14 protein-coding genes and 1 tRNA gene are annotated in these 15,082 nt (G+C 30.1%); 8 read left to right on the top strand and 7 right to left on the bottom strand.

What is annotated here, in order from left to right:
• Positions 1-20: 20 nt before the first annotated feature.
• The gene (gene queA, locus ACMUOV_RS00810) at positions 21-1,100 is read right to left on the bottom strand and encodes a tRNA preQ1(34) S-adenosylmethionine ribosyltransferase-isomerase QueA (protein WP_413852845.1); all 1,080 of its coding nucleotides are present in this window, start codon (positions 1,098-1,100) and stop codon (positions 21-23) included.
• Complete coding sequence (locus tag ACMUOV_RS00815; protein ID WP_413852847.1) at positions 1,090-2,238, bottom strand: SpoIID/LytB domain-containing protein; 1,149 nt, start codon at positions 2,236-2,238, stop codon at positions 1,090-1,092. Before ACMUOV_RS00815 ends, queA begins: the two co-directional genes overlap by 11 nt.
• A 210-nt stretch (positions 2,239-2,448) precedes the next feature.
• Between ACMUOV_RS00815 and ACMUOV_RS00820 the strand changes: the two genes are divergently transcribed.
• The gene (locus ACMUOV_RS00820; RefSeq protein WP_413852849.1) at positions 2,449-3,630 is read left to right on the top strand and encodes an acyl-CoA dehydrogenase family protein; all 1,182 of its coding nucleotides are present in this window, start codon (positions 2,449-2,451) and stop codon (positions 3,628-3,630) included.
• 77 nt (positions 3,631-3,707) lie between these two features.
• Complete coding sequence (locus ACMUOV_RS00825; protein ID WP_413852851.1) at positions 3,708-4,676, top strand: tetratricopeptide repeat protein; 969 nt, start codon at positions 3,708-3,710, stop codon at positions 4,674-4,676.
• A 300-nt stretch (positions 4,677-4,976) separates the two neighbouring features.
• Here the strand turns inward: ACMUOV_RS00825 and ACMUOV_RS00830 are convergent, their stop codons facing one another.
• Positions 4,977-5,531 (bottom strand): hypothetical protein, encoded by a 555-nt coding sequence (locus tag ACMUOV_RS00830; RefSeq protein WP_413852853.1) that lies wholly within the window; start codon positions 5,529-5,531, stop codon positions 4,977-4,979.
• Positions 5,532-5,722: 191 nt separating this feature from the next.
• Between ACMUOV_RS00830 and ACMUOV_RS00835 the strand changes: the two genes are divergently transcribed.
• From ACMUOV_RS00835 to ACMUOV_RS00845, 3 genes are all read left to right on the top strand, one after another.
• Positions 5,723-5,796 (top strand) — tRNA-Glu (locus tag ACMUOV_RS00835).
• 21 nt (positions 5,797-5,817) lie between these two features.
• Positions 5,818-7,092, top strand: a complete 1,275-nt coding sequence (serS, locus tag ACMUOV_RS00840) for a serine--tRNA ligase (RefSeq protein WP_413852855.1) — start codon at positions 5,818-5,820, stop codon at positions 7,090-7,092.
• Positions 7,093-7,174: 82 nt separating this feature from the next.
• The gene (locus tag ACMUOV_RS00845; protein ID WP_413852857.1) at positions 7,175-8,695 is read left to right on the top strand and encodes a hypothetical protein; all 1,521 of its coding nucleotides are present in this window, start codon (positions 7,175-7,177) and stop codon (positions 8,693-8,695) included.
• Positions 8,696-8,726: 31 nt separating this feature from the next.
• Here ACMUOV_RS00845 and ACMUOV_RS00850 read toward each other — a convergent pair whose 3' ends face one another.
• The 4 genes from ACMUOV_RS00850 to ACMUOV_RS00865 are packed head-to-tail and all read right to left on the bottom strand — an operon-like array spanning position 8,727 to position 11,010.
• Positions 8,727-9,170 carry a hypothetical protein gene (locus ACMUOV_RS00850; RefSeq protein WP_413852859.1) on the bottom strand — a complete coding sequence of 148 codons (444 nt, stop codon included), beginning with the start codon at positions 9,168-9,170 and terminating at the stop codon, positions 8,727-8,729.
• Between the two features lie 8 nt (positions 9,171-9,178).
• Positions 9,179-9,685, bottom strand: coding sequence for an LA_2272 family surface repeat-containing protein (locus ACMUOV_RS00855; protein WP_413852861.1), 507 nt, complete (start codon positions 9,683-9,685; stop codon positions 9,179-9,181).
• Positions 9,686-9,713: 28 nt separating this feature from the next.
• Positions 9,714-10,301, bottom strand: a complete 588-nt coding sequence (gene yihA / locus ACMUOV_RS00860; protein WP_413852863.1) for a ribosome biogenesis GTP-binding protein YihA/YsxC — start codon at positions 10,299-10,301, stop codon at positions 9,714-9,716.
• A gap of 1 nt (position 10,302) precedes the next feature.
• Entirely contained in the window at positions 10,303-11,010 is a 708-nt protein-coding gene (locus ACMUOV_RS00865; RefSeq protein ID WP_413852865.1) for a Bax inhibitor-1/YccA family membrane protein, read from the bottom strand.
• A 312-nt stretch (positions 11,011-11,322) separates the two neighbouring features.
• On the opposite strand from ACMUOV_RS00865, the gene adhE reads away from it, so the two are divergent.
• From adhE to ACMUOV_RS00880, 3 genes are all read left to right on the top strand, one after another.
• The gene (adhE, locus tag ACMUOV_RS00870) at positions 11,323-13,980 is read left to right on the top strand and encodes a bifunctional acetaldehyde-CoA/alcohol dehydrogenase (protein WP_413852867.1); all 2,658 of its coding nucleotides are present in this window, start codon (positions 11,323-11,325) and stop codon (positions 13,978-13,980) included.
• A gap of 74 nt (positions 13,981-14,054) precedes the next feature.
• Positions 14,055-14,702, top strand: coding sequence for a redox-sensing transcriptional repressor Rex (locus ACMUOV_RS00875; protein WP_413852869.1), 648 nt, complete (start codon positions 14,055-14,057; stop codon positions 14,700-14,702).
• Positions 14,695-14,928: a (2Fe-2S) ferredoxin domain-containing protein gene (locus ACMUOV_RS00880; RefSeq protein ID WP_413852871.1), complete on the top strand. Its 234-nt coding sequence runs from the start codon at positions 14,695-14,697 to the stop codon at positions 14,926-14,928. Before ACMUOV_RS00875 ends, ACMUOV_RS00880 begins: the two co-directional genes overlap by 8 nt.
• The last annotated feature ends 154 nt before the right edge of the window (positions 14,929-15,082 follow it).

Below are 15,082 nucleotides of genomic sequence, written 5' to 3' on the forward strand. Positions count from 1 at the left end.
TTATTTTTATATAAGAATTTTTATTGAATAAACATTGAATCGCCGTAAGAGAAAAACCTGTATTTTTTTTCTATTGCCTGTTTATATGCGGACAAAATAAATTCACGTCCGGCAAAAGCACTTGCCATCATTAACGGTGTTGAACATGGAAGATGCAAATTTGTAAACATTGCTTTAACTATTTTAAATTCATAACCCGGATAAATAAAAATATCGGTTTGTCCGCTGCAAGCGGAAATTTTAATGACATTATTATTTTTATCTTTTACACCGTTAATATTTGCAACCGTTTCCAATGTTCGCACGGTTGTAGTTCCCACGGCTATTACTCTGTTTTGTAAAGCAAGTGCGGTATTTATTTTTTTTGCGGTTTCTTCGGATACAAAATAAGTTTCCGGTAACATTTTATGCTGTTGTATTTTATCAACTTCAATAGGTTTAAACGTTCCCCAACCAACATGCAAAATAATTTCGGCAATTTGAATATTTTTTTGTTTTAATTTTTCAATTATTTCGTTTGTAAAATGCAGCCCTGCAGTAGGTGCTGCAATTGCACCTTCGGTATTTGCATATACCGTTTGGTATCTTTGCCTGTCAAGCGAACTCATTTTTTGTGCCAAATTATCTTTTCTTTTTATATACGGAGGCAAAGGCATAAAACCGTTAATATCAAGCATATTGAAAATATCTTTTTTATTAAATTCTATTATTTTAACTTTTTCATCACTGTTATCAATAACCGTTGCCTGATAATCATTATCAAAAAATATTTTATCACCGGTTTTTATGTATGGTTTTAACAAAACTTTTTGCTTTGTTTGTTTATCGACAGGTTCAAGAAACATAACTTCAACTTTACCGCCGGTTTGCTTTTTACCGTATAACCTTGCAGGAATAACTTTTGTTGTATTTATTACCAAACAGTCACCGGGATTAAGCAAATTAACAACATCCGAAAATGTATAGTGTTGAATTGTTTTTGTTTTTCTGTTTAATACTATAAGTTTTGAGGAATCTCTTTTTTGTGCGGGAACTTGTGCAATAAGTTCTTGTGGTATTTCATAATTATAATTTGATAATAATGTATCTTTATTTTCCATATTGAATATTCTCTACTTTTGTTGAGGGATAATAAAAAGTTAAAATTTTATCATAAGTATAACCTTTATCTGCCAAGCTTTTTGCACCCCATTGGCATAAACCTACTTTATGTCCCCAACCGTTCCCGACAAATGTAAATTTATTTTTTTGTTTTTTAATATCGCTTATCATAGTACTTTTTATAAGCCAAGGGTCAACAGTTGTTCTAAAAGTATACGAATTCAATTTTAACGTTCCGTTTTTATGTTTTATTATAATCTCTTTCCTTGCTTTTCCCGGTGTTGTTCCGGAATAAGTTATTTTTGTTATTTCACCTGTTTTATAACCGGCATTTGTTAATTTTGTTCTTATTGTTTTTTCATCCAAACTGCATTTCCAATTTTGTTGAGGACTATCTTTACAATATATATCTTTTATTCCTTTTAAATACGGCGGGGTTTCCGTTTTCCAACCCCAAACGTATTTAGGATCTTCTGTTTTTCCGCCGCAACTTGAATGAAATAAAGTTTGTGCTATTTCATTTTTATAAGTTAAAACTTTTCCTTTGGTTTGAGCTACGGCAATATTGGTTTGTTTGCTTTCACATCCTGCACCGCCGTAAACCTGGCAATGTACCGTCGGGCATAAATTAAACCCTTGCGAAGAATGTTTGTTTAAATTTTTTATTGTATAACTTCTGCTTATAACTGCCTGTGTTTTTAATGCTTCAACAGGCCATTTTGCGGATGCTTCTTTAGGTAAAACACCCTTTAAATAATCTTCTATATCAATTTCGTTTATAACTGTTATTTTCCTTTTTTTTGAAAGAATTAAAACAATATCGCCTCTGTAAAAAGTTTTATTTATTGCAATAATATTTGTAGATTTTATCTTTGCCGGTAAAGCTAATTCCTTTTTTTTATCACCTACAATAATTTTATTACCTATAAGTTTTATATCAACATTACCTGCAGATAATATTATTTTTTTATTATTATTAAAAATAACATATTGCTTATCGGAAGCAATATTTAATTTTTCCACATCGGTCAAAATACCTATTTTAACAATGCTGCTTTTAACCTTTATTTCCGCAAATATGTTTAAAGTAAAAAAACAAAAAAAAGAAATTAAAAATAAAGTTATTATTTTTTTCATATACTTAAAATGTTTACCGATTATTAATTTTTACACGATTAACCAAAATACGCTTTTAATTGTATAATAAATTAATGTAGCGTGTCCAGAAAAAACCTAAAAATTTAACTTGCAAATTTTTCTTTACACTTTGCTTTAATTTATTATAAAATATTAAAGTTATACGTTTTTAAGTTTAATTACAAATTAATTTAAGAGGTAAATTACAAGATGAATTATTTTTTAAGTGAAGAAGAAAAAATGATAGTTGAAACCGCAAGGCAAATTGCACAGGAAAAAATAAAACCTGTCAGGGAAAAATATGATGAAGAGGGAATTTTCCCCTGGGATATAGTTAAAGAATTGGCAGATGCCGGTTTATGCGGAGTATATATTCCTGAAAAATACGGCGGTTTCGGTGACGGAAACATAATGAATTTGGTACTTGTTACCGAAGAACTTTGTAAAGTTGACGGCGGTATAGCACTTGCACTTGCCGCAACAGCCCTTGGAACATTTCCGATATTAATTGCAGGAAACGAAGAACAAAAACAAAAATATTTACCCGATATTGCTTCCGGTGCAAAACTTGCCGCATTCGGTTTAACCGAACCTTCGGCAGGTTCCGATGCAACAGGCATGAAAACAACGGCAGTAAAAGACGGTGACTATTATATTCTTAACGGAACAAAATGCTTTATAACAAATGCCGGCGAAGCGGAAATTTATACCGTATTTGCAAAAACAAATCCTTCAAGGGGTGCAAGGGGAATTTCCTGTTTTATAGTTGAAAAAGGAACCGAAGGTTTTACTTTCGGCAAAAAAGAAAATAAACTCGGTATCAGAGCTTCTGCAACAAGAGAATTAATATTTAATAATTGCAGAATTCATAAAGATAACTTGTTAGGAAAAGAAGGGCACGGTTTAATGATTGCCCAATCAACACTTGACGGTTCAAGACCGGGAGTTGCTTCACAAGCATTGGGTATTGCAGCAGGAGCTTTGGAAGAAGCAACAAGATATGCAAGAACAAGAGTTCAATTCGGGCAACCTATTGCTTCTTTCCAGGGAATACAGCACATGCTTGCTTCCATGGCAACAAAAGTAGAAGCTGCAAGGGCTTTAATTTATCAGGTTGCAAGAACAATAGACGATAACAATAAAAAAGATCCCAAAGACAGAGTAAGAACAAGTAAAGAATCGGCAATGGCAAAACTTTTTGCCGGTGAAATTGCAATGCAGGTTACAACAGATGCCGTTCAAATATTCGGCGGATACGGATACTGCAAAGAATATCCCGTAGAAAAAATGATGAGAGATGCAAAAATTACAACTTTGTATGAAGGTACAAGCCAAATACAGAAAAATGAAATTGCATTGAATTTAATTAAGGAATCGGCAGCAAAAAAATAATTTTTATAAGAACAGAAAAACAGGTCAATAATTATTGACCTGTTTTTTTTATTTTCTTTTTTATAAAATAGATTATCATGAAACTTAATACTTTTATAAGCATAACAGTAACCGTTGCCTTATTTATTTGTGCCGGAATATTTTATTTTATTACAAATAAAAATTACTCTCAGGGAACATTGCTTATTAAAGCAAATTCTTACTTTACAAAAGGTAATTTTTTTCAATCGTCAAGATATTATAAAAAATTGATATCGATGGGCGCAAAAGATGACCAAATTTATAAAAAAGCAGCTACATCTTTAATGAATATCGGAGATTACGATAAAGCAATTCATTATTTGGATAAAATATCAAAAACGACAGATCGTGCCGAAGTTTATTATAATTTGGCTTACAATTATTACACAAAATCAAAAATTTCAAATTCACAAGATGAACTGCAAAAAGCAATTTCATACTTGGAACAATCAATATCAATAAATCCAAAAAATGAAATGGCTTACCGGTTAATAGGGGATATTTGCGAAAACAATTATTCTTTTGAACAGGCAAGAAATTGGTATCAAAAAGCAATTGATGAAAAAATGTCGGACGGCAGTGAATTTTACAACCTTATTGCACATACATATTTTAAAGAAAATAATTTTGAAAAAGCAATTCAAACTTATCAACAGGCAATAAAAATTAATAATAAAAACATATCCGCTTATTACAGTTTGGGAACAATTTATATTCAACAGGGAAAATTTGACCAAGCTGAAGATATTTATAAAAAATCTTTACAGTTTTATTCGGACAGCGTTACACCTTATTTCAACTTGGGTTTTATTTATTACACTAAGAAAAATTATGAACAAGCTTTACAATATTATAAAAAAACATTGGCAATAGACGTAAATGATAATTTTGTAAATTATTACATTGCAAAAGTTTATAACGATATGGGCGAAAAAGAACAAGCCGTTCAATTTTTTAAAACAGCTGCTTATTTGGGAAATGAAGACGCAATTAAAGAATTGGAAAAATTAACTAAAGGGTTTTAATAATGTTCTATAATTTTAAATTACTTTTTTTTATAATCGTATATTGTATATCGTTAATATTGTGTTATTTTATTGATAAACAATTAGTTTTGCCCGGTAATTTGCAAAACCCGTTTATTTTGGCACTTGTAATTTTCTGTGCTGTTATTTTGTTATCTGTTATCATTGTATTTTTATTGCATTTTGTTTTTAAAAAGATAATCAATTTATTTTTAAAATTGTTTAAAAAAGATGAAATAAATAATAACGGCTTTTTGGTTTGGCTTAATTTTACTTTAATAAGTTATATACTTTTATTTATTATTTTTGCATATTCAATTCAATATTAAATCTTTTTTTAAAATTGATATAAATATTTAAACAAATAATATTGTAAACTATTTCAAACATTCCAGTTAAAATAATATATTTTGTTAAATCCGTTTTTATACCGAAAAAAATTACGGAAAAACATAACATCAATTCAATTACATTTTTGAAACCATTTAAATTAAAAGATATTTTCTTTAATTTTTTTATTGAATAAATTGAATATAAAATAAAAAACATAATACTTATTAAAAATATAATTAAAATATATAACCGCGATATTGTTGTTGTGTTTGAATAAAAGACGGACATTGAAATAATAAAAAGCAGATAATATTTTAAATTTAATAATATGCTTTTATATTCCGTAATAAATTTTGTTTTTGTAATTACAAAAAAAATTAAGTAAAAGTATATAAGCCCGCCGCTAAAATTTATAAAATTTTCAAGATTAACATTATATTTTTTTAAAATATAAACAATCAAAAATGCCGGCAGTATCCATATTGTTAAAGAGTTTTTTAATAGAAAAATAAAATTATTCATTTGTTTCCATAATCCAAAAACTTTATAACTAATTATACATTATATATTGTCTTTTTTTGTATTTTTTTGTTTAAACTTATAACCCCATACCACTATTACCCTATAAACTAAAAATTTGCTTTACAATTTTTTTGCAAGCAATTTGTTTTTTTTGTATAATCGTGAGAATACAATAGTATATCGTTAAAAATGCTACCATCGTCTAGCGGTTTAGGACATCGCCCTCTCAAGGCGGAGATCACGGGTTCAAATCCCGTTGGTAGCATATATTTTTTAGGAGCAAAAAATGTTAGATATTAAATTGTTTAGAGATAATTTGGATTTTGTTAAAGAAGGTTTGGCAAAAAGAGGTTTTACAACCGACTTTGATAATTTATTAAACCTTGATGACCAAAGAAGAAAAATAATTTTAGAAATTGACCAGGCACGGCTTAAAAGAAATACAGATTCCGAGCAGATAGGTAAATTAAAAAGAGAAGGAAAAGAACCCGATGCAAAACTTCTTCAGGAATTGGAACAATTCAGAACAAGAATTCAGGAAAAAGAAAGATTTTTGTTAACACTTGAAAATCAAATAGAAGATATTTTACTTAGAATTCCTAATATCCCCGACGAAACAACACCAGTAGGAAAAAGCGATAAAGATAATGTTGTTGTACGAACAGTAGGTGATATTCCTCAATTTTCATTTAAGCCGAAACATCATTGGGAAATAGGAACAAAACTCGGCATATTGGATTTTGAAACCGCTTCAAAAATTTCAGGCAGCAGATTTGCCGTTTTAAAAAATGAAGGTTGTGCTTTGGAAAGAGCAATTATCAGTTTTTTCTTAGATACACATAAACAAAAAGGTTACACCGAAATTATGACACCTTATCTTGTAAACCAGGCCTCAATGAGAGGAACGGGACAACTTCCTAAATTTGAAGAAGAACTTTTTAAATGTCAGGAAGATAAATTATATTTAATTCCTACCGCCGAAGTCTCGGTTACAAATATCCACAGAGATGAAGTTCTTGATGAAAAAGATTTAACAAAAAAATATGTTTCTTATTCGGCATGTTTTAGAAGGGAAGCCGGCTCTTACGGTAAAGACACAAAAGGTTTAATAAGAAATCATCAATTTAACAAAGTTGAACTTGTAAAATTTACAAAACCGGAAAATTCTATGGCAGAGCTTGAAGCTTTAACAAACGATGCGGAAAATGTTTTACAATTGCTTAAAATTCCTTACAGAGTAATGGCATTATGCACGGGTGATATCGGTTTCAGTTCATGTAAAACTTACGATTTGGAAGCATGGATGAGCGGAGAAAACACATACAGAGAAATTTCTTCCTGCAGTAATTTTAAAGATTTCCAAGCAAGAAGAATGAATATAAAATACAAAAGTGCAACAAGCAAAAAAAGAGAATATGTTCACACTTTAAACGGTTCCGGTGTTGCAGTCGGCAGAACATTTGCAACAATTCTTGAAAATTATCAACAGGAAGACGGCTCCGTAGTAATTCCTGAAGTTTTAAGAAAATATACCGGTTTTGATATTATAAAACCGAAATAAAAATTGCAAAATGATTTTTGATGATTAGAAGATTTGAAGAATGGAAGATTGGAACAAATAATAAATTTTTGTTTTTTTAAGAATGACTTTATTTTTAATAATAATATCAATTGTTATATTTGCATTAACTTCAAATTTTTTTAAAAATAAAAAAGTTTTTATAGCTTTATTAATCGTTGCCGTATTATTTTGCTATTTTTTGTTGGCAAAAAATTTTTTTTATCCGGAAACATTTTTACCTTCTTCAAAAATTAACACATATTATTTTTGTTGTAATTACTATAATTTAGTTACAAATGCAATAAAAAACAAAAAACTTTATATAACAACTTCGAAATTTTATCCTAAACTTGAAACTGATAATATATATAAAAATTATCCGGAATTATTTTTTGCCGATGAGAAATATCAATCATTATTTGATACAAGTTATTACAAAGGTAAAGTTTATTTATATTTCGGAATAACACCGATATTGTTATTTTATTTACCTTTTAATTTAATTACAAATTTGTATTTAACGGATAAATTTTTAGTTTTTATTTTGAGTTGTTTTATATTTTTACTCTCTTTATTTTTAATTAAAAATTTTATAAAAGATTTTAATTTTAATAATAAACCGCCATCCGTTATCACTATATTAACCGTATTTTTAATAGGATTATGCAATTATTTACCTTTTCTGCTAATAAGAAATAATATTTATGAAGTTTTAATAACAACAGCAAATTTATTACTTATATTGTCATTTTTATTTTTTTATTTTTATTTGAAAACAAAAAATAATAAAAAACAATATATCTTAATCTTGCTTATATCTTTATGCCTTGCATTATCGGTTGGGGCAAGACCTTATTATGTTTTACATATCCCTGCATTTTTTATTTTAATTACTTTTCTAAAATATAATCAAACAAAAAATATTAAAGAACTTATAAAAACTGCAATAACTTTTTTGATACCATGTTTGCTATACGGAACGGTAGTTGCACTATATAATTATTTAAGATTCGACTCGATTTTTGAATTTGGGTTTAAATATACATTAAATTCTGAAAATCATTATGAACAATTTACTTCATTAAAAGATGTATTTTTAGCAATAAAATATGATTTATTTCAATTTCCCGAAATAAACAAAAACACTTTTTTTTCATTAGTTCAAACTAAAGGACACTTATTTGGTAATGAATTCGTTGCAGGTATTATATGGACTTTTCCTTTAATTTTTTTATTTGTTTTAATTCCAAAATTTTTGATTGATACATTTAAACAAAATAAAAATATTTTTTATATAACAATATTAATGGTGTTTGTAATATGCATCAATTTGTTTATTACTAGTTTTATCGGCATGGTAACAAGATATTTTTTTGAATGGATGTTTTTTATTGTTATCTTATCGATAATTTTGTTTTATTACCTATACGATAAAGCAAAAACAAAAAACTTAAAAAATATTTTAAATATATTTTTTGTCTTAATATTTTGTTATTCCGTATTTATAAATGTTTGTCTATTATTTTGTGAAAATAATGCTATGCTATTTGCAAAAACAAATCCTGAAAATTATATTCAAGCAATAAATTTTCTATTCAAATAGAACAGATAAAATTATTAATTTTATATTACCGTTACAATGATTGCTCGAGCATTTTTATGTTTTGCTCTGTTTGGTCGGCAAGTTGATTATTTTTGATTTTTAGGAATGATGCTTTTGCCTCTTTAAACATTTCAAGAGCTTTTTTTACTTGTTTTGAATTCATTAAATTCTTATTACCGCTTTTTATACCGCCTGAATTTTCAACCAAACTTAAACCTAAATTGTTTGCAACTTTTCCGAATAAAGATTCATTTTGTTCCTTTTTAGGTTTAATTTTTGCATATACTTTTTCGTAAATTTCTATTGCCTGTTGATACTGCCCTTCTTTAACATACCGTTCCGCTTTGGAGATATTTCTTGCTATTATTATTCTGTCAACAGAACCTTTAACATAAGAATATATATCAACCAAAATACCGGACAGTATCAACCCGACAATAAAACCTAAAATAATCGAAAAGCTTGTTACCTTCATTAAAAATATTAGAAACAGAAGTTAACAAATACAAATACAGGTAAGAACATTGTATTGTTTTTAATAATGTTAACTAAACCGAGTTGAAGGCCTTTCATTGTTTCAGTATAGTTTATAAAACCTAATTGAACTCCTTTAGCTTGTTTTGAATAATTAACAAAACCTAACTGTGCACCGGTAAATTCATTTTTTGTCCAGTTAACAAAACCCCATTGAATACCTTTAAAATTTTGTGCCATATCAACCAAACCCCATTGAATACCGGTTCCATCATCAGTATTATTTACTAAACCCAATTGAACACCTTGTAATTTTCCTGCATAGGAATAAATTATACCCCATTGAACACCGTCAACAGCCTGGGTTTCTGAACCGATACCTAATTCCAAACCGCCGGTGTAATCTTCATTAGGAACACAAATATCGCCCCATAAAGACAATTTAAAAACTTGTGCCTGAGCACTTGCTGCAAACAACATTACTACTGCAACCAAAGCCAATGCTACTTTTTTCATTTTACTTCCCCCTTGTTTATTTTACTTCCTATTTCAATAACATATTCCCTATGTCATTTATTAAATTACCGATACCTGCCAAACTTTTTGCACTGACACAAAAAATATTTTTTATATCAACGGTTAAACTATCAGCAATTTTACATTTTAATTCTTTTAAATTCAAATTTGCAATTTTATCCGTTTTATTTGCAACTATTTTAAAATTTATATTTAAAGAATTTAACCACTGTATCATTTGCATATCAAGTTCGGTAGGACCTACATAAGAATCAATAAGTATATATACAGTTTTTAATGTTTTTCTTGATGATATATAACCTTCTATCATTTCCTGCCATAATTTTTTGCTTTCCGGTGAAACCCTTGCAAAGCCGTAACCGGGTAAATCAACTATCCACCTTCCGTTAGCCGGTGTAAAAATATTTATAGCTCTTGTTCTGCCGGGAGTCTTTGAAGTTCTTGCAAGGTTTTTCTGTTTACATAATGCATTTATTATTGAACTTTTACCGACATTAGATCTTCCGACAAAAGCCACTTCGCAAATACTTTGCGGTAATTTTTTAGGTTCCGTTGAAGATATAAAAAAAGTTGTTTTTCCAAGATTGAGTGCCATTTTATCTTCTCAATTTTGACAACAATCTTAAAATTTCAACATAAAGCCAAACTATAGTTACCATTAAAGCAAAGCTGCCGTACCATTCCATATATTTTGGAGCACCTGCATATATACCTTTTTGAATAATATCAAAATCTATTATCAAATTAAGAGAGGCTATTAAAACTACAAAAATACTGAATAGTATTCCGAAGATTGAAGAGCTTGTTATAAAAGAAAAGCCTACACCACCGAAGATAGTTATTAGCATATCCACAATATAAAGCAAAGCAATTGCCAAAGTTGAAATACCGACAACAGCATAAAATTTATTTGTCGGTTTTATAAATCCTGCTTTAAAAGCAGCAAGCATACAAAATAAAACACATACTGTTAAAAAAATTGCATTAACCGCTATTCCCGGGTACGATTTTTCAAAGACAAGTGTTATACATCCCAATAACATTCCCTCACAAAAAGCATATATAGGTGATAAAACCGGAGCAAGATGTTTTTTAAAAACTATTATCATAGCTAATACAAAAGCTCCTATTGCCATAGGCAAAAGTAAACCCGCCGCCATTGCAGGATGGCTCCAACCCAAATATGCACCTAACGACAAAATTGCCCATAAACAAAAACTTTTGTTTATTACTCCGTTTTTTGTCATAACTTCACCTGACATTTGTGAAGTTTCAAAAGTTTTATTATCCAATACCGGATTCATAATTTTTCTCCTTATTTAATGTAAAAATGAACATACATTACAACTTTTATTATATTACATATTACATATCTATGTCAAAATTAATTATGAAAAATTAACTGTAATTAAAGTTGCCGTATAAATAAAATTTCAAATACTGTTTATCAAAATAAAAACTTACAGAAACAAGGATAATTTTCACAATAACACAAAAATTTAGGCAAAAATCAAAAACATATCAATAACTTGCTATCCGTGTTGTTACTAAACACTTGACAAACTTTTTTTATTTTTTTATAATCATTCGTGAAATAAATCACAAAAGGAGGATGTATGCCGCAAAAGAAACAAAAAAAAGAGATTGTTAAAAAAACAGTAATACCGGAAACTGCACCGGTCACGGTTGATACGGTAGAAAAATTAAATGCTTTAATTGCCAGAGTAAAAAAAGCACAAACGGAATATGCAAATTATTCACAAGAGCAGGTTGATAAAATTTTCAAAGTGGCAGCAACAGCAGCAAACAAAGTAAGAATACAGCTTGCAAGAATGGCTGTAGAAGATACCGGCATGGGTGTTCTTGAAGATAAAATAATAAAAAATCATTTTGCTTCGGAATATATATACAACAAACATAAGTTTGCAAAAACATGCGGAATAATAAGCCGGGATAAAGAAAACGGTACAAAAATTGTTGCAGAACCGTTAGGAATTATTGCCGGTATAATACCTACGACAAATCCCACATCTACGGCAATTTTTAAATCGCTTATATGTTTAAAAACAAGAAATGCAATTATCTTTTCCCCTCACCCCAGAGCAACAAAAAGTACACTAGAAGCGGCAAAAGTTGTTCTTAATGCAGCTGTTGAAGCCGGTGCACCGAAAGATATTATAGGTTGGATAGATACACCTTCAATGGAACTTTCCGATGCATTGTTACATCATCCCGATATTGCCTGTATTTTGGCAACAGGCGGACCCGGAATGGTTAAGGCGGCATATTCTTCCGGGAAACCGGCACTTGGAGTAGGACCAGGAAACACATGTGCCGTTATAGACGAAACTGCCGATATAAGAACGGCCGTATCTTCAATAATTATGTCAAAAACATTTGATAACGGTATGATTTGTGCTTCGGAACAATCGGTAGTGGTAGTTGAAGATATTTATGAAAAAGTAAAGAAAGAGTTTATATACAGGGGAGCTTATCTTGTAAACAAAAGTGATGAAAAGAAAATGGTTGCACTTCCTTTTATAGATCCTAAAAGAGGATCTGCGCATCCTTTAATAGTCGGTCAAACTCCGCAAAGAATTGCAGAACTTTCCGGATTTAAAATTCCGAAAGATTCAAAACTTTTGTTGTGCGAAAGGCCGAAAGTAGACTGGAACGATCCTTTTTCAAGAGAGAAATTATCACCGATACTTACGATGTATAAAGCAAAGAATTTTGAACAAGCAACAGATATGGCTTATGAACTTGTTTCAAAAGGCGGGCCCGGACATACCTCGGTTCTTTATACGGATTCAAGAGTTGAAGAAAGAATAAATGCTTATGCCGAGAGGATGCCTTCCTGCAGAGTATTAATTAATACACCATCGTCACAGGGCGGAATAGGTGATATTTATAATTTTAAGCTTGAACCGTCGTTGTCACTTGGTTGCGGTTCTTGGGGCGGTAATTCTATATCCGGGAATATCGGAGTAGAACATTTGTTGAACTATAAGACAGTTGCAGAAAGGAGAGAAAATATGTTATGGTTTAAAGCTCCTCAGAAAATATATTTTAAAAGAGGTTGTTTGGATCTTGCTCTTAAAGAACTTAAAGGTAAAAAAAGAGCATTTATCGTTACGGATCGTTTCTTGTTTAATTCCGGAGCGGTTGAAAATATCACAGATATTTTAGATGAAATAGAAATAGATCATCAAATGTTTTTTGATGTTAAACCCGACCCGACACTTGCAACCATAGATGAAGCTCTTACAATGATTAGAACTTATGAGCCGGATGTAATTATTGCATTGGGCGGCGGTTCGCCGATGGATGCAGGAAAAATTCTTTGGTTGTTATATGAACAACCCGATGTAAACTTTGAAGATATTTCGATGAGGTTTATGGATATAAGAAAAAGAATTTGCCAAATACCCGACTTAGGGAAAAAAGCAACAATGGTTTGTATACCGACAACATCGGGAACAGGTTCTGAGGTAACACCGTTTTCAATTATTACCGATGAAAAAACGCATTATAAATATGCAATTGCCGATTATGCTTTAACACCAAATATGGCAATTGTTGACCCTAACTTTGTTGACAGTATGCCCAAAGGACTTACTGCCGCTTCGGGAATAGATGCACTTGTTCATTCACTTGAAGCTTATGTTTCATGTATGGCGACAAACTTTACAAATTCAAATGCACTTGAAGCAACAAAACTTGTATTCAAATATTTACCGCGGTCATATAACGAAGGTAAAAACGACCCCAAAGCAAGAGAAAAAATGCATTATGCGGCAACAATTGCAGGTATGGCTTTTGCAAATGCATTTTTAGGATTATGCCATTCAATGGCACATAAATTGGGTGCAATGTATAATATTCCGCACGGTGTTGCAAATGCACTTTTAATAAGGCAAATTATAAAATTTAATGCTAACGATAAACCGACAAAACAGGCAATTTTTCCGCAATATAAATATCCTAATGCAAAAATGAAATATGCCCAAATTGCGGACGAATTAGATCTTGGCGGAAAAAATGATGACGAAAAAACCGAAAGGTTGATAAAAGCGGTTGACGATTTAATGACAAAAATAAATTTACCAAAATCCATAAAAGAATTCGGTATAAAAGAAGAAGATTTTATGAAAAACCTTGATACACTTGTGGAAAGAGCATTCGACGACCAATGCACGGGAGCAAACCCTGTTTATCCGTTAATGTCGGAAATTAAACAGATATTCTTGAATGCTTACAACGGTATTGTTTAATACAGTTACAAAGATGTAAGGGCAGATTATGGCATAATCTGCCCTTATTAAAATTATACAGAAGGAACTTGTTTATGAATATTCCCGACAAAGTTATAAACCGTTTATCTTTGTATCATTTTATACTTGAAGATTTAAGAGGAGACGAAAAATACATTTCAAGTAAAAAAATTGCGGATCTTTTAAAAATAGATAATTCCCTTGTAAGAAAAGATTTAAAATTTCTTAATTTTCACGATTTAGGAAAATCTCGGGTTGGTTATGAAGTACAAAAATTAAAGAAAGCAATAGAAGAAAAACTGGGGTTCAAACAAGTTATAGACGTATTTATAGTAGGTGCCGGAAATTTGGGATTGGCACTTGCAAAATATAAAAGTTTTAAAGATTACGGTTTGAATATTGTTGCAATGTTTGATGTCAATCCGAGAAAAATAGGAACAAATTTAAGCGGCAAAGATGTATTTTCTTTAACAAAAATAGGAAATTTATCTTCAAGATTAAATGTAAATTTTGCAATACTTACCGTTCCTAAAGAGGTGGCAAATGCAACGGCAAATTATCTTGCCGGAGCAGGTATAAAAAATATATGGAATTTTACACCTTGTATACTTGATGTTCCGAAGGATATAAAAGTTTGGAATGAAAATCTTATAGGAAATTTTCTTCAATTTACAAATCAATATAACATTGAAAAAGAGGTTGATAAGAAGGAAGATGACTAAAGAATTAAAAATATGTATGGGCAGTGCCTGTTTTGCAAAAGGTAATACGGAAAACCTTGAGCTTATAAAAAAACATATATCGGAACATAATTCCGATACAAAAATAAAAGTTGTGGGAATGTTGTGTAAAAACAAGTGTTCCGACGGTCCGAGGATTATTGTTGACGAAACAGAATATAAAAATGTTACCGCAGATATTCTTTGTGAAATATTAAAAAAAATATAAAGGAACTATACATAATGGATAAAATATATCCTGTATATACTTTGAAAAACGAATGTAATGATTGTTATAAATGTATAAGGCAATGCCACATAAAAGCAATAAAAATTCAATCTGGAAGTGCATCCGTTATAAACGACAAATGTATAGCTTGCGG

The organism is Candidatus Ruminimicrobium bovinum (assembly GCF_902760015.1).
Taxonomy (GTDB): domain Bacteria; phylum Elusimicrobiota; class Endomicrobiia; order Endomicrobiales; family Endomicrobiaceae; genus Ruminimicrobium; species Ruminimicrobium bovinum.